This window comes from Ruegeria sp. AH7, assembly GCF_056541325.1.
The window spans coordinates 110192-125289 of record NZ_JBQFYF010000005.1 but is presented as its reverse complement, the minus strand read 5'-3'; the positions used below and the strand labels follow the sequence as shown (position 1 = coordinate 125289).

Genomic DNA, 15098 nt, shown 5'->3' with positions numbered 1-15098 from the left:
CTTCGACGGCAGTGGCGGATGATAAGTAGAAAAAGAACACCATCGAAGGCGCCTTGATCGGCGCGGGCGTTGGCGCGTTGCTGGGTGATGGCAAGGGCGCGGCGATTGGTGGCGTGGCCGGGGCCTTCATCGGGCATAACTGGAAATGAGAGCTATGCGTTTGAACCTATCAAAGTACGTGTTGGCCAGCTTTTGCTTGTCTTTGCCGTCTATGACCCTTGCCGACGAAGCCGCGGAACAGATGGTGCAGGATGCGCTGCCTCTGATGTATCACACCTGCGCCACTGTGGTGGAAGAGGCGGATGGCGATGAGACGATTATCTATGGGATCGTCGAAAAGATGACAGCTCTGTCGATCTATAACCGTCAGATCGATATCAATGATCACGCCGGTTCGGATGAGGACAAAGCCCAGCTGCGAGAGACGTTCATTGCTGCTTTGAGAGAAGGATGTGCCGAGGATAAGGATGCTTTGCTCGGCGGTGTGGTCGACAATGCGGTAAAAACGACGTTGGGGTTGTAAACTTGGGGCCGGCCGTTCAGTCGGTCGCTCGTAAGGCAGGCAAGCCGACGCCTGTACTGTCGAAGCCACCATCTGATGCAATCACTTGACCTGTCACATAGCTGGCTCTGTCTGAGCATAGGAAAAAGATCACCTGCGCGATCTCGTCTTCCGAGCCGTAGCGGTTCAGTGGTATGGCGTCATGATAGGCAGCGATGATTTCGGGCGTGTGAACGGCCATGGCAAGCTTGGTGCGGACCGGACCGGGACAGACGCAGTTGGCGCGAATGCCATATTCGCCCAATTCAGCGGCTTGCTGCTTGGTCAGATGGATCACGCCGGCCTTTGAGGTTCCGTAAGCAACGCGCAGGGTGCTGGCCCGCAGGCCCGAGATTGACGCGATGTTGACGATTGCGCCTCGACTTTCTTTCAGTGCGGGTATCGCGGCCTGAGACACCAAAAAGACCCCGTCCAGATTTGTTTCCATAACCCGGCGCCACATCTCAAAGCCGTGTTGTTCGATCGGTCCGAAATCCGCAACCCCGGCATTATTCACCACGGCGTCTATTCGACCGAATTCCGCCATGACGGTTTGTATCATATCGTCGACCTGATCGGGGTCCGAAATATCGGCAACAATGGGCATTGCGCCCTCAAGATCGCGTGCTGCCAGAGCCAATGTTTCTGCGTCCCGGTCGATCATCGCAACATTCCACCCGTCCGCCAGAAACAGTTTGGTGGTTGCCAGACCGATGCCACGTGCGGCACCCGTTACCAACGCGAGTTTCTGTACCATGGGGTCTCTCCTGTCAGTGAAGCGCGGCGGGTTCATTGGGATGTGGGCAAGCGCACTGTTTGACGCTCAATCAAGGGTCAATAATGCGGGGGCCGCTCATCTCCGAACACGACCCCACCCGAGCCTTCCTGTGCTCGTTCCGCCTCGCGCTGTAACAGCATCTCAACCCGTCTTGTCAGGCGGTCGATCTCGCTTTGCTGCCGGGTGACAACCGTATTCAACTCCTCAACCGTGCGCGACAGATGGGCGATCTGTTCTTCCAGATGCTGCATTGTGGTCTCCTTCGGGGTTGGTCATAGCCCTCCGCAAGACCCAATGCCAGCGAAACCCCGCCTTGCCCCGATGCGGGCCATGAGATAGACCGCGCGCGGAACACTATGCCCCAAGGACGCCCCACATGGCCAAGCCCAAGAAACAGCCCCGCCCCAAGGCCGTAACGCCAAAAGGGTTCCGTGACTATTTCGGCGAGGAAGTCACGCAGCGCACCGAGATGCTGCGGACGATTGCGGGCGTGTACCATCGTTACGGGTTCGACGCCTTGGAGAGCAGCGCGGTTGAGACGGTTGAGGCGCTGGGCAAGTTCCTGCCCGACGTGGACCGTCCGAACGAAGGCGTCTTCGCGTGGCAGGAAGTCGACGAAGGCGGCAATGGCGATTGGATGGCTCTGCGCTATGACCTGACCGCGCCTTTGGCCCGCGTCTATGCGCAGCACCGTAACGACCTGCCGACGCCTTATCGCCGCTATGCGATGGGTCCGGTTTGGCGCAACGAAAAGCCGGGGCCGGGGCGGTATCGTCAGTTTTATCAGTGCGATGCGGATACGGTTGGCACGGCCTCGATGGCTGCCGACGCCGAGATCTGTGCGATGCTGTCGGATACGTTGGAAGAAGTCGGCATCCCGCGCGGCGACTATCTGGTGCGCGTGAACAATCGCAAGGTGCTGAACGGTGTGCTGGAGGCGATGGGATTGGGCGAAGATGTTACTGCCCGCGACAATGTCCTGCGCACCATCGACAAGTTCGACAAGGTGGGGGAGGCGGGCGTCCGCGAGCTGCTGACCAAAGGGCGACTGGATGCCTCTGGTGCGTTTATTGATGGTGTAGGTCTCAGCGAAGACCAGGCTGAGCCGGTCATTGCCTTCCTGACGTCCAAAGCTGAAGATACATCCGGTACGCTGGCCAACTTGCGCGCCGCTGTAGGCGACAGCACGATCGGTGCAGACGGTATTGCCGAACTGGAACAGATTGGTGCGCTGCTGGATGCAGGTGGCTACGGACGTGATCGCATCGTGATCGATCCTTCGGTCGTACGCGGTCTCGGCTATTACACAGGTCCGGTCTACGAAGCTGAACTGACCTTCGAGATTTTCGACGAGAAAGGTCGAAAGCGCCAATTCGGGTCAGTTGCAGGCGGCGGGCGCTATGACGACCTGGTCAAGCGGTTCACCGGACAGGAAGTGCCTGCGACCGGTATCTCTATCGGCGTCGACCGTCTGCTGGCCGCTCTGCGTGAGAAGGGTCGGATAAGTGCGCAGGCCACCGGTCCCGTGGTCGTAACCGTCATGGATCGTGACCGCATGGCCGACTATCAGGCGATGGTTGCCGAGCTGCGCAACGCGGGTATCCGGGCCGAAGTCTACCTGGGCAACCCCAAGAACTTCGGCAATCAGCTAAAGTATGCGGACAAGCGGAACTCTCCGATTGCAGTGATCGAAGGTGGCGACGAAAAGGCCAATGGGATCGTCCAGATCAAGGACCTGATCCTCGGGGCCAAGATCGCCGAAAGCGCCACGCTTGAGGAATGGAAAGAAAGGCCCAGCCAGTTCGAAGTGCCGCGTACTGATCTGGTCGCCAAGGTGCGTGAAATTTTGGACAGTCAGGACTGACCCATGGCCAACCGTTCCCAGATACAGGCCCGCGCTGCGATGATGCGTGTCCGTTTTGAGGCTGCGGGCGCTCAGGTGGTGGATACGCCTCTGTTGCAACCGGCAGACACGCTGCTGGACCTTTACGGTGAGGATATTCGCGGACGCGCTTACATCACTTCGGATGCGCTGCGGGGCGAACAGATGTTGCGCCCGGACTTTACCTTGCCGGTGGTGCAAATGCACATGCGCGACGGCGCTGAACCTGCGCGGTATACCTATTCGGGTGAAGTGTTTCGCAGGCAGGAACACGATCCGGATCGATCCAATGAATATATTCAGGTCGGCTATGAGGTGTTTGACCGCAACGATCCGGCCGGGGCGGATGCCGAGGTGTTCTCGCTTATCGCTTTGCAATTGCGCGGGTTGCCTTTGCGGGCTGCCACCGGGGATATCGGGATACTGATTGCCGCTGTCGAAGGGCTGCGCACAACTGATCGGCGAAAGGCTGCGTTGATGCGCCATCTGTGGCGGCCGCGCCGGTTCCGCGCTCTGCTGGATCGGTACGCGGGCCGCAAGTCTGGGTCTGAAGGGCGCGATGCTCTGCTAGATTCCACTGACCCGCTGTCGTTCGATTTTCCGATGATCGGAAAGCGCCGAGCGCCTGAGATTGCCGAACGGATCGAAGCGCTGCGCGAGGATCGCGATACCCCGCCCATTTCTGACAATGAGTTGGTCGGGCTGGAGACCTTGTTGAATGTACGCGAGACGATGCCCTTCGCGCTGGAACAGCTGCGGGATGTGGCGGTCGATCTGCCGCAGATCACCCCGGCGCTGGACCGACTTGAGGTGCGGATTGCAGCCCTGCAGGCGCGCGGCGTGGATGTCGAACGGCTGGATTTCGAGGCGTCCTATGGCCGGACATCGATGGAATACTACGATGGGTTTGTTTTTGGCTTCTATGCCGAGGGTCGACCTGATCTGCCGCCGATTGCCACGGGCGGGCGCTATGATGCGCTGACACGGCAATTGGGTGACGGGTCTGAAATTCCAGCGATTGGTGGCGTGATCCGACCCGACCTGATGCTGGAAATCGAGGGGGCCGCGCAATGAGTGTGAAGCTGGGCGTTCCCTCGAAGGGCCGGTTGATGGACAAGACATTCTCGTGGTTCAAAAAGCGTGGCATTGCCCTGTCGCGCAGTGGATCGGATCGGGAATATGCCGGAACGGTGGGCGGCATCGAAGGGGTTTCTCTGATCCTACTCTCTGCCGGTGAAATCCCGCGCGAACTGGCTTCGGGCCGTATTCATCTAGGCGTGACCGGCAACGATCTGGTGCAAGAAAAGCTGCCGCGCTGGGAACAGCAGGTTGCCGAGGTTTCAGCGCTGGGCTTTGGCCGGGCCGATCTGATCATTGCGACGCCTGCCTGCTGGGTCGATGTAGATACGTTGGATGATCTGGACGCGGCGGCAGCCGCATTCCGCAAAGTGCATGGCCACCGGCTGCGGATTGCCACCAAGTTCCACCGGCTGGTGCGCGAGTTTCTGACCGATGCGGGCGTCGCGGATTACACTCTGGTTGATAGTCAGGGCGCGACCGAAGGCACGGTGATGAACGAAACCGCGGAAGCAATCGCCGATATAACCTCCACCGGAGAAACACTGCGGGCCAACCACCTCAAGGTTCTGTCGGATGGGCTGATCTTGCAATCGCAGGCGACGTTGTGGCGCAGCCGAGTGGCCAAGCTTGATGCGGCCGACAAAGCGGTTCTGAGCGAATTGCTGGAGCGGTTGCAGTAGCTACAGAACGCCGATTTCAGCGAGCGCGCGGTTCAGATCGTCGGGCAGGGCGTCCTCCTGCGCGCGGTTTTTGGGTAGGTCGGCGGGTGTGTCTTCCGGTTTGAGATAACGCCAGCCTTGAAACGGACGTTTCAGGGCGTTTTGGGTGCGATGTAGCTCGGGGTCCAGCACTATGGCGCAGCGACGGATACCATCCTCGCCGCGCACTTCATCCAGCCGAAGGATACGTTGGCGGCACTGAACGACACCCTTGATGACCCAGTAGATGGACCCACCGTTCAGAATCTCGGCTTCGCGCTTGGGCCACATTCGGGTGACATGGCGCGGGCAGCCATCCTCATACAGCGGTTTGCGACTGTCCTGCCACGCGATCAACGTGTCGACACTCTCCGACCCGACCGAAAGTTTGATGAGGTTAACGTATTTATCCACAGCTTGCCCACAGAGTCGTCCATCGACTATCAAGCCATTGTAGCTCATGTACGATTGTCATCAAGGTGTTGTGGATGGTACTCTGAATACCTCTTTCAGATAGGGAATCACCAATGAGCCGCTTTGCCGCCCCCATCGCCGAGCAAATCTGGGATATGAAATACCGCTTTAAACAAGCGGATGGCACGCCCATCGATCAGACGGTCGAAGACAGCTGGCGGCGCATCGCCCGCGATCTGGCCCGGGTGGAAAAAGACCCCGCGCAATGGGAAGGCAAGTTCTACGAGGCGTTGGAGGACTTTAAATATCTGCCCGCCGGCCGCATCACTGCTGGGGCAGGCACCGCGCGTCAGGTGACCCTGTTCAACTGCTTTGTCATGGGCACGATACCGGACAGCATGGGCGGTATCTTCGACATGCTGAGAGAGGCGGCCCTGACCATGCAGCAGGGTGGCGGGATCGGGTACGATTTCTCGACCATTCGCCCGCGTGGCGCGGATGTGCATGGGGTGGCTGCGGATGCCTCTGGCCCACTGTCATTCATGGATGTCTGGGATGCTATGTGTCGGACCATCATGTCTGCAGGCTCGCGCCGCGGGGCGATGATGGCCACCATGCGCTGCGATCATCCGGATATTGAGCAGTTCATCACCGCCAAATCTGACCCCGCGCGCTTGCGCATGTTCAACATGTCCGTTCTGGTGACTGATCCCTTCATGGAAGCCGTCAAGACCGATGGACCATGGGAGTTGGTGTTCGATGGCAAGGTCTATCATACCGTGCAAGCGCGTGATCTGTGGAACAAGATCATGCAGGCCACCTATGACTATGCCGAGCCTGGTGTCATCTTCATCGACCGGATCAATCAGGCCAATAACCTCAGCTATGTCGAAACCATCGCCGCGACCAACCCCTGTGGTGAACAGCCTCTGCCGCCCTACGGTGCGTGCCTGCTGGGTTCGATCAATCTGGCCCGATTGGTTGCAGAGCCGTTTGAGGGGGCGGCGCATCTGGATGAAGCGGCCCTGCAAGAGTTGGTCGCCACCGCTGTCCGCATGATGGACAACGTGGTGGACGCATCGAAGTTTCCATTGGTCGAGCAAGAGGCTGAAGCGCAGGATAAACGCCGCATCGGATTGGGCGTCACCGGGCTGGCCGATGCACTGTTGATGCTGGGCCTGCGCTATGGCTCGGACGAGGCGGCGCGTCAGACCGAACGCTGGTTGCACGCGATCGCCCGCGCCGCGTATCTGGCGTCAGTGGATTTGGCAAAGGAAAAAGGGGCCTTCCCCTTGTTCGATGCTGAGAAGTATCTGTCCAGTGGCACGATGCTGCAGATGGACGCAGATGTGCGGGATGCGATCCGCGAACACGGTATCCGAAACGCGCTGCTGACCTCGATCGCGCCGACGGGGACGATTTCTCTTTACGCTGGCAACGTGTCGTCAGGGATCGAACCGGTCTTTGCCTATGCCTACACCCGCAAGGTGCTGCAGAAAGATGGCTCACGCACCGAGGAAGAAGTGGTGGATTATGCCGTCCAGATGTGGCGCGACAAGTTTGGTGATACCGAACTGCCGGATTACTTCGTCAACGCGCAGACTCTGTCGCCGTCTGATCATGTGAAAATGCAGGCGGCGGCGCAGAAATGGATCGACAGTTCAATTTCCAAGACGATCAACTGCCCGCAAGATATCAGCTTTGACGCCTTTAAGGACGTCTACATGCAGGCCTGGGATCAGGGTTGCAAAGGCTGCACTACCTATCGACCCAACGATGTGACTGGCTCGGTTCTTACCGTTTCCGAGAGCGAAGACACTGCACCGGGTGAAAGCGCCAGCGCACCGCATGAGGTGGATGGCGGCGATGTGATTTACATGTCCGAGCCACTGGACCGCCCGCAATCTCTGGAAGGGTCGACCTACAAGCTAAAATGGCCCGACAGCGAACACGCGATCTATCTGACGATCAACGATATCGTAATCGCTGGGCGTCGCCGGCCGTTTGAGGTGTTCATCAACTCGAAGAATATGGAGCACTACGCCTGGACCCTTGCCCTGACTCGAATGATCTCGGCCGTGTTCCGCCGAGGCGGGGATGTGTCATTCGTTGTGGAAGAGTTAAAGGCCGTCTTCGATCCCCGTGGCGGGGCCTGGGTGAAAGGCAAGTATATCCCTTCGATTTTGGCCGCTATTGGCGGTGTCATCGAACAGCATATGGTTAATATCGGCTTTCTGGAAGGCGAGGGGATGGGGCTGAAATCCGACCCTCAGGCGCAGGTTGTCAACATGGATGCCCCACGCGGCAAGGCCTGCCCTTCTTGCGGGCAGTTTGACATGGTGATGATTGAGGGGTGCATGACCTGCAGAAGTTGCGGGCACTCCAAATGCGGATAGGCTGTGCAGAAGCCAACCATCGAGCGACGTGTCACGCGACATGAGCTAAGCGGCCCAATAAGACTGTCTTAGCGGGTGGTTATCAGAAACGGCGGCAGCGTTCTTCAAAAGCTGTTTGAATCTCTCGCAGGGACCAATCCTTCTCAGGCAGGCAGCGAGATATCTTGCGATTCAGTTGTCCTCAATCCGCCGATCTTGACCAAATGATCGACTATTGCGTCCACTCCTTGCCTGTGACGAAGTGATGAGAATAAAAATGGCCGCCCGTTGCGCATTCTGTCGGCATCCCGCTCCATTACGTCCAGCGACGCGCCAACATGAGGTGCAAGGTCGGTTTTATTGATCACCAAGATGTCTGACTTTGTAATCGCGGGACCTCCTTTGCGGGGGATCTCCTCGCCAGCGGCAACGTCGATGACATAAATGGTCAGATCTGCAAGCTCCGGGCTGAACGTGGCTGAGAGATTGTCGCCACCGCTTTCGATCAAAACCACGTCGAGATCAGGATGACGCGTTCGCATTTCGGCAACGGCCGCCAGATTGATCGAGGCATCCTCGCGGATCGCTGTATGCGGGCAACCTCCTGTTTCAACACCGATGATCCGATCCCGTGGCAAGACCTGCATGCGCATCAGCGCTTCGGCATCTTCCTGAGTGTAGATGTCATTGGTGATGACGCCGATTGAACAGACATCACGCAGCGCTTCGGATAGGGCGGCGGTCAAAGTGGTCTTGCCAGCGCCAACAGGGCCGCCGATCCCGACGCGCAAAGGGCCGTTCATCTGTGTCATGTGCGAAACATCCTTGAATATTGGGTTTCATGTGTCATCGACGCGATGTCCGACAGAAACGCGGTTGAGGTCAGCTGGTCCAAGCCAGCCAAGTATGCATTCTGGGCGATCTGTTCACAAAGTGGTGTCAGGTCGCGGATCAGCTTTTGTGCATCCGTCTGACCCAGAGGCACCAGCCGCGTCGCGCAAGCGACCAGATTACTGGCGAAAGCCTGCAGAAACATTTTGGCCGTTAGCAGGATCGGCAGACCCTGCAAATGTGCGGCGCGTCCAACCGCGACAGGGTAGGAGAGTCGGGTAAGCTCTACTGCCCACACGTCCCCTGTTACTTGCCCGAACGACTGACCCAGCAGATCGGTTTCCATGACCCGTTCGGACGATGCGCAAAAGGCCCGGGCCATCGAATCGATATCACCCAACGCGTCGACGTCTTGCGCGTTGTAGGCCGCCAAAAGGAACAAGGCATCGTTCCAACCGGACCCATGTTCCAGCACATCCCAAATCCAGGCCTTGGCATCCTGCACAGATGCAACGGTGCCAGCGTCGATAGCGGACTCCAACCCATGCGAATAGGCAAAGCCGCCTACCGGATAGGCCGGGGATAGCCATTGGGTCAGCGTCAGGATATCGGCGTCAGTGGGCGTGGCCATGTGTCCTGCCATGACCATAGGCGCCGCCTTCGGGTGTGAAGGGTTCTCGCACTTCTCGCACCGTTGCGCCGATTTTCAGCAACATGTCGCGGATAACGTGATCGATCTGGATCAGCAGACGTTCGGCTTCGATCTGACAGGGTGTATGGCGATTGCCAATATGCCATGCAATGCGCGCCAGGTCCGGGGCTGTAACCTCCAGCAGGGCTTCGGGTGCCGCCTGTATTTTCACTTGGCGACCATCGTCCAGAACCAGCGCGCCGCCATGGTTCAGAGAGGTGGTCTGTGCCAGATCCACCAGAACTTGCATACCGCTTTCGCAGGTCAGCATTTTACGGCGCAAGAACCTGTCGTCATATGTTAGCGACAGTTCATCAGTGGGATCACCGTGAAGATGATCCGAATATCGGTGGGCAGTGCAGAACAGGGCGGTCATAGCAACGCCCCATCTGCAGTTGCGGTGTTCAGCGCCAGACGGAGTCCGAAAAGACGTGATACACGATTTGGTCGCGAGAGATGCCGCGCTTTTTCAAAGCTTCGTCGCTGAGCGATTGCAGAAACTCGATTTGCTTCGAGCGTGATCGCGCTTCGGCCAAGGCTATCATCCCGTTGTAAAATGCCTCGCCAACAGAGCGGAAGAAGCCAGCAATCGAAAAGCCAGTGCGTGGGTTGGTTGTTGAATGTGCCATCAGGACCTCCAGTAAACTGGTCTAAGTTGGTCCTCCCTTGGTTTTCATACTTGGTCATTTCGTCCTCGGTGAGTAGAGGGCCTTTTGTCATGGCCGCGTTGCACATGCTGCATTGCAGCGCAAATATTGATCAGAATAGAAAGTATCGCTGTGCCATAGGTAGACTTTCGGCTGGCTGGCAGATCAGCAACTCGCCATCCGCGCGGACCTCGTAGGTTTCCGGATCGACTTCGACATGCGGGGTCGCGTTGTTTAGCAGAAGATCCTGTTTGCTGATCTCCCGCGTGTTTTGAACGGCAACGGTTTGCTTTGCCAATCCCAGCGTATCGCCAATCCCGTCGGCCTGAGCCGCTTGAGAGACGAAGGTGATGGCAGAGTTCTCAACCGACCTGCCATAAGCCCCGAACATAGGGCGGCTGTAAACTGGCTGCGGTGTCGGGATCGAAGCATTGGGATCCCCCATCTGCGCACACGCAATGGTGCCGCCCAGCAATACCATCTCGGGCTTCACGCCAAAGAAGGCCGGGTTCCACAGCACCAGATCGGCGCGTTTGCCTTCTTCGATACTGCCGATCTCGTGGCTTAACCCATGCGCAATGGCGGGGTTGATGGTGTATTTGGCGATGTAACGCCGGACACGCAAATTGTCGTTCTCGCCGGTTTCTTCTGGCAGACGGCCGCGTTGCTTTTTCATTTTGTCGGCTGTTTGCCAGGTGCGGATCAGAACTTCTCCGACCCGGCCCATAGCCTGGCTGTCCGAGGCGATGATGCTGAAGGCGCCCATGTCATGCAGGATATCCTCGGCGGCGATGGTCTCGCGCCGGATGCGACTTTCGGCAAAGGCCACATCTTCAGGGATGGATTTGTCGAGGTGATGGCAAACCATCAACATATCCAGATGTTCCTCGACCGTGTTCACGGTGAAGGGGCGCGTGGGGTTGGTGGATGAGGGCAGCACGTGGTTCTCGCCGCAGATCTTGATAATATCTGGTGCGTGGCCCCCACCTGCACCTTCGGTGTGAAACGCGTGGATCGTGCGGCCTTTCATGGCGGCCACTGTGTTTTCGACAAAGCCGGATTCATTGAGCGTGTCGGTGTGGATCATCACCTGTACGTCCATCGCATCCGCGACCGAGAGGCAGCAGTCGATGGCGGCAGGGGTTGTGCCCCAATCCTCGTGCAGTTTCAGCGCACAAGCCCCGGCTTTGACCTGTTCCTCAAGAGCGGCGGGTAGAGAGGCGTTGCCTTTGCCCGCAAATGCCAGGTTCATGGGAAACGCATCTGCTGCTTGCAGCATCCGTCCGATGTGCCAGGGGCCGGGTGTGCAGGTGGTGGCCAAGGTGCCATGCGCCGGACCGGTGCCGCCGCCCAGCATCGTGGTCAGGCCGGAATGCAGCGCGTCCTCAATCTGTTGCGGGCAGATGAAATGGATGTGGCTGTCGAACCCGCCTGCTGTTAGGATGCGCCCCTCGCCAGCAATGGCTTCGGTTCCCGGGCCGATGATGATATCGACGCCCGGCTGCGTATCCGGGTTTCCTGCCTTTCCGATCTTTTCGATGCGCCCGTCTTTGAGGCCCACATCAGCCTTGTAGATGCCCGAGTGGTCGACGATCAAAGCATTGGTGATGACTGTATCCACGGCCCCTGCGGCGCGCGTAACCTGAGATTGCCCCATCCCGTCGCGGATCACCTTGCCACCGCCGAACTTGACCTGTTCTCCGTAGAGCAGCGCGTTGTCACCGGTCCCTCCGGTCGCGGCCGCCCCGGCGCGCTCGGCGGTCAGGTCACGTTCGACCTCAATCACCAGATCGGTATCAGCCAACCGCAGCCTGTCGCCTGTGGTGGGGCCGAACATCGCGGCATAGTCAGAGCGTTGGATTGTTGCGGGCATTAAAGCGACCCCATGACTTTTTGGTTGAACCCATAGATCTTCCGCGCACCACCTATCGGGATCAGCGAAACCTCGCGCGATTGGCCCGGTTCGAACCGCACGGCGGTGCCTGGGGCGATGTCCAGGCGCGTCCCGTGCGCGGCGGCGCGGTCGAAGTCGAGCGCTGGGTTGGTCTCGGCGAAATGATAGTGCGAGCCGACCTGAACCGGTCGGTCACCGGTATTGGCCACCATCAGCGTCAGCGCCGTTGTGCTTGCGTTCAGAGTAATCTGGCCTTCGGCCGGGAACAGCTCGCCGGGGATCATTTGTTCAGCTTTGCAATCACCGCGATGGCGGCCAGCGCGATGAGAGCCAGGCCAACGCCCAGAGCGATATAGTCCGTGCCATGGGCGTGAATATGCGTGTCGGTATGTGCCGCTGCAGGGCCAGCGAGTATGAAGGCGGGAAAGAGCATACGGGTCATATCAGGGTTCCTTTGTCAGCGAATAGGGTTGTGGACAGTCACCAGCTTGGTGCCGTCGGGAAAGGTGGCCTCGACCTGAACTTCGTGGATCATTTCGGGCACGCCTTCCATGCATTGCGCCCGGCTGATCACCTCGGCCCCGGCCTGCATCATATCGGCGACGGACCGACCGTCGCGCGCCCCTTCGACCACTGCGTCAGTGATCAGGGCAATCGCCTCGGGGTGGTTCAGCTTGACGCCGCGCGCCAGCCGTTTGCGGGCAATTTCGGCAGCCATGGCAACCAGCAGCTTGTCTTTTTCACGAGGGGTCAGATTCATCTCAGATCATCCAGCATCGGGGTAAGGTATCGTCGCTCAATCGCCGCAGGATCGGGATCAGCACGCGGCGTAACTCAAAACTGTTTGGCGCCAGTATCCTGACGACCATCAGGTCATTTTTTACCAGCGTGGCCCCCGCAACCGTTTCCGGCAGCATCTTTCGGATCGCATCCAGCTGACCTTCGGCAGCTGACGAAACAAAGACGACCAGCGCCATTGCGCCGGCGCCGTTGGCGATGTTGGGTCTGGCCAAATGAGCATTCAGATCGCAGTTGAACTGCATCGCATCCAGAAAGATGGGTTTGCCGTTCCTTCGAATTTCGATCCTGTCGCGCAGGCGAATGTCGGTCAGTACCTCGCCCATGGCTGCGCGCCCAAAGACCCAGGATTCTGCCATCAAAACCGAGGCCCCCGAGGTCAGATCGATATTCAGATGACGATCGAGCGCGCTGCCTTCGAACAAAATTGTCTCTTGCGGTAACCAAGTGAGCCGGGCGCCAGCATCGACCTTCAACAGGTTTGATATCTGGCCCGGCGGCCCCGGTTTAGCCTGATAGGCGCGTTCGCAGGCTTGTGTCGTAAGCGACAGCGCCGTGCCCTCGGTTGCGTGACCCTGAAATTTGAACACATCCCCGCCGGTGATCCCTCCGGCGGTGTTCAAAAGGACTGCATCCAGCCCATCCCCATCTGTCCGGGGGAAAAGACACTTGAATGAACCGGATTGGCGAAATGCATTCAGAACCGAGGTTTTGCCCAAACGCTTTGTGCTGAGACGAACCGATCCCTGCGCGCGCGGCGGCGCGGCGGTCATAGGGGGCGGTATCGGAGCGTGATGTGTGATAGCGGACCTGCAACGCAAAGAACTGTGTCGTCTGTTTTCCCTTTTGAGCGCCGGGACTCTATTCCAAGGGTCAGAATTCGAAGCGTTTCCTGAAGGGGTGTCTAAATTTTGGGCTTCACGCCGCCTGACTGATTAAAAAATAGCCAGATAGGACTGATCTACGGAAATGATCAATCCACGAATTGATAATGATGCTGCAATGCAGAAACCGTAAGCGTGCCCACTTGGGAAAAACCAAGGGTGTGTGACGGCTGCGCGAATTGGACCTCGAACACAACCGCCACACGTAACGCAACAACAGTTGCGGGGATCAGGTAGAAGAGAAGCGCGCCTCTGTGCAAGCCCTCTCTCCCGGCCCCGTCAGGAGGATTACATGAAATCGCTCAAATCCACGTTTGCCGGATCGGTTGTTTTTGCAGCTATGGCGACCGCTGCGTTGGCGGATGAAGAGACCATCAAGGTTGGCGTTCTGCATTCGCTGTCCGGCACGATGGCAATCTCGGAAACCACGCTGAAAGACACGATGCTGATGCTGATCGACCAGCAAAACGCCAAGGGCGGCCTGCTGGGCAAACAGCTTGAAGCGGTTGTGGTCGACCCGGCGTCTGACTGGCCGCTATTTGCTGAAAAAGCGCGCGAACTGCTGACTGTGCATGAGGTGGACGTGATCTTTGGCAACTGGACCTCGGTCAGTCGGAAATCGGTTCTGCCTGTGATCGAAGAGCTGAACGGCCTTCTGTTCTACCCGGTTCAGTACGAGGGCGAAGAATCTTCGAAAAACGTATTCTACACAGGTGCCGCCCCGAACCAGCAGGCGATCCCTGCGACTGACTACTTCCTGGACGAGCTGGGTGTTGAGAAATTCGCGCTGCTGGGCACTGACTATGTGTACCCGCGTACCACCAACAATATTCTGGAAAGCTACCTGAAGGGTAAAGGCATCGCGGACGAGGATATCTTCGTCAACTACACCCCCTTCGGCCATTCCGATTGGTCCAAGATCGTCGCGGACGTTGTTGCGTTGGGCGCCGACGGTAAGAAAGTGGGCGTGATCTCGACCATCAATGGTGACGCGAATATCGGGTTCTATAAAGAACTGGCGGCTGCGGGCGTTTCGGCGGATGACATCCCGGTCGTAGCCTTCTCGGTCGGTGAGGAAGAACTCTCGGGTCTGGATACGACCAACCTCGTCGGTCACCTGGCCGCGTGGAACTATTTCCAGTCGGCAGATACCGACGTGAACGCCGAATTCGTTGAGACGTGGAAAGCCACCATGGGTGAAGACCGCGTGACCAATGACCCGATGGAGGCGCATTACATCGGCTTCAACATGTGGGTAAACGCCGCGACCGAGGCCGGATCGACCGAAGTGGATGCCGTGCGCGCCGCGATGTACGGGCAGGAATTCCCTAACCTGACCGGTGGCACGGCCGTGATGCTGCCAAACCACCACCTGGCCAAGCCGGTTCTGATCGGTGAGATTCAGGAAGACGGTCAGTTCGATATCATCAGCGAAACCGACGTTGTGCCGGGTGACGCATGGACCGATTTCCTGCCGGAATCGGCGGTTCTGATCTCGGATTGGAAAGAGCTGGGTTGCGGTATGTACAACACCGAGACCAAGACCTGCGTTCAGACCCTGTCGAACTACTAAACTTCTCGCAAG

General features: G+C 58.4%; 19 protein-coding genes. 7 read left to right on the top strand and 12 right to left on the bottom strand.

The genetic code is table 11. From position 1 onward, the window contains the following. Positions 1 to 41: 41 nt before the first annotated feature. Both ACR0JX_RS13140 and ACR0JX_RS13135 read left to right on the top strand, forming a co-directional pair. Positions 42 to 149, top strand: a complete 108-nt coding sequence (locus tag ACR0JX_RS13140; protein WP_480544491.1) for a hypothetical protein — start codon at positions 42 to 44, stop codon at positions 147 to 149. A 5-nt stretch (positions 150 to 154) separates the two neighbouring features. Then, a complete protein-coding gene (locus tag ACR0JX_RS13135) occupies positions 155 to 523 on the top strand; it encodes a hypothetical protein (protein ID WP_480544250.1) in 369 nt (122 codons plus the stop codon). A 16-nt stretch (positions 524 to 539) separates the two neighbouring features. Here ACR0JX_RS13135 and ACR0JX_RS13130 read toward each other — a convergent pair whose 3' ends face one another. Further along, a complete protein-coding gene (locus ACR0JX_RS13130) occupies positions 540 to 1298 on the bottom strand; it encodes an SDR family NAD(P)-dependent oxidoreductase (protein ID WP_480544249.1) in 759 nt (252 codons plus the stop codon). Between the two features lie 77 nt (positions 1299 to 1375). Next, the gene (locus ACR0JX_RS13125; RefSeq protein ID WP_170536130.1) at positions 1376 to 1570 is read right to left on the bottom strand and encodes a SlyX family protein; all 195 of its coding nucleotides are present in this window, start codon (positions 1568 to 1570) and stop codon (positions 1376 to 1378) included. Between the two features lie 125 nt (positions 1571 to 1695). Here ACR0JX_RS13125 and hisS point away from each other — a divergent pair, with 125 nt between their 5' ends. The 3 genes from hisS to hisG are packed head-to-tail and all read left to right on the top strand — an operon-like array spanning position 1696 to position 4961. After that, positions 1696 to 3183, top strand: coding sequence for a histidine--tRNA ligase (hisS, locus tag ACR0JX_RS13120; RefSeq protein WP_480544248.1), 1488 nt, complete (start codon positions 1696 to 1698; stop codon positions 3181 to 3183). Positions 3184 to 3186: 3 nt separating this feature from the next. After that, complete coding sequence (locus ACR0JX_RS13115) at positions 3187 to 4275, top strand: ATP phosphoribosyltransferase regulatory subunit (protein ID WP_480544247.1); 1089 nt, start codon at positions 3187 to 3189, stop codon at positions 4273 to 4275. Then, the gene (gene hisG, locus ACR0JX_RS13110) at positions 4272 to 4961 is read left to right on the top strand and encodes an ATP phosphoribosyltransferase (protein ID WP_480544246.1); all 690 of its coding nucleotides are present in this window, start codon (positions 4272 to 4274) and stop codon (positions 4959 to 4961) included. Before ACR0JX_RS13115 ends, hisG begins: the two co-directional genes overlap by 4 nt. On the opposite strand, the gene ACR0JX_RS13105 is transcribed toward hisG, so the two are convergent. Continuing rightward, positions 4962 to 5393: a DUF1489 family protein gene (locus ACR0JX_RS13105; RefSeq protein ID WP_480544245.1), complete on the bottom strand. Its 432-nt coding sequence runs from the start codon at positions 5391 to 5393 to the stop codon at positions 4962 to 4964. A 113-nt stretch (positions 5394 to 5506) separates the two neighbouring features. On the opposite strand from ACR0JX_RS13105, the gene ACR0JX_RS13100 reads away from it, so the two are divergent. Further along, positions 5507 to 7789 (top strand): adenosylcobalamin-dependent ribonucleoside-diphosphate reductase, encoded by a 2283-nt coding sequence (locus ACR0JX_RS13100; protein ID WP_480544244.1) that lies wholly within the window; start codon positions 5507 to 5509, stop codon positions 7787 to 7789. Positions 7790 to 7932: 143 nt separating this feature from the next. On the opposite strand, the gene ureG is transcribed toward ACR0JX_RS13100, so the two are convergent. From ureG to ACR0JX_RS13055, 9 genes are all read right to left on the bottom strand, one after another. Then, positions 7933 to 8580 carry an urease accessory protein UreG gene (ureG, locus tag ACR0JX_RS13095; RefSeq protein WP_480544243.1) on the bottom strand — a complete coding sequence of 216 codons (648 nt, stop codon included), beginning with the start codon at positions 8578 to 8580 and terminating at the stop codon, positions 7933 to 7935. Beyond that, on the bottom strand, positions 8577 to 9230 hold the full coding sequence (locus tag ACR0JX_RS13090; protein WP_480544242.1) for an urease accessory protein UreF: 654 nt from the start codon (positions 9228 to 9230) through the stop codon (positions 8577 to 8579). The genes ureG and ACR0JX_RS13090 overlap by 4 nt, the downstream gene beginning before the upstream one ends. After that, entirely contained in the window at positions 9214 to 9666 is a 453-nt protein-coding gene (locus tag ACR0JX_RS13085; RefSeq protein ID WP_170536142.1) for an urease accessory protein UreE, read from the bottom strand. The genes ACR0JX_RS13090 and ACR0JX_RS13085 overlap by 17 nt, the downstream gene beginning before the upstream one ends. Before the next feature lie 28 nt (positions 9667 to 9694). Further along, positions 9695 to 9919 (bottom strand): DUF1127 domain-containing protein, encoded by a 225-nt coding sequence (locus ACR0JX_RS13080; protein ID WP_480544241.1) that lies wholly within the window; start codon positions 9917 to 9919, stop codon positions 9695 to 9697. Positions 9920 to 10049: 130 nt separating this feature from the next. After that, positions 10050 to 11810, bottom strand: coding sequence for an urease subunit alpha (ureC, locus tag ACR0JX_RS13075; RefSeq protein ID WP_480544240.1), 1761 nt, complete (start codon positions 11808 to 11810; stop codon positions 10050 to 10052). After that, the gene (locus tag ACR0JX_RS13070; protein ID WP_480544239.1) at positions 11810 to 12115 is read right to left on the bottom strand and encodes an urease subunit beta; all 306 of its coding nucleotides are present in this window, start codon (positions 12113 to 12115) and stop codon (positions 11810 to 11812) included. The genes ureC and ACR0JX_RS13070 overlap by 1 nt, the downstream gene beginning before the upstream one ends. Next, positions 12112 to 12273, bottom strand: a complete 162-nt coding sequence (locus ACR0JX_RS13065; protein ID WP_480544238.1) for a hypothetical protein — start codon at positions 12271 to 12273, stop codon at positions 12112 to 12114. The genes ACR0JX_RS13070 and ACR0JX_RS13065 overlap by 4 nt, the downstream gene beginning before the upstream one ends. 15 nt (positions 12274 to 12288) lie before the next feature. Further along, the gene (locus tag ACR0JX_RS13060) at positions 12289 to 12591 is read right to left on the bottom strand and encodes an urease subunit gamma (RefSeq protein ID WP_480499696.1); all 303 of its coding nucleotides are present in this window, start codon (positions 12589 to 12591) and stop codon (positions 12289 to 12291) included. A gap of 1 nt (position 12592) precedes the next feature. Then, positions 12593 to 13402 carry an urease accessory protein UreD gene (locus ACR0JX_RS13055; protein ID WP_480544237.1) on the bottom strand — a complete coding sequence of 270 codons (810 nt, stop codon included), beginning with the start codon at positions 13400 to 13402 and terminating at the stop codon, positions 12593 to 12595. 403 nt (positions 13403 to 13805) lie between these two features. Here ACR0JX_RS13055 and urtA point away from each other — a divergent pair, with 403 nt between their 5' ends. Continuing rightward, complete coding sequence (gene urtA / locus ACR0JX_RS13050; protein WP_480544236.1) at positions 13806 to 15086, top strand: urea ABC transporter substrate-binding protein; 1281 nt, start codon at positions 13806 to 13808, stop codon at positions 15084 to 15086. Positions 15087 to 15098 lie beyond the last annotated feature (12 nt).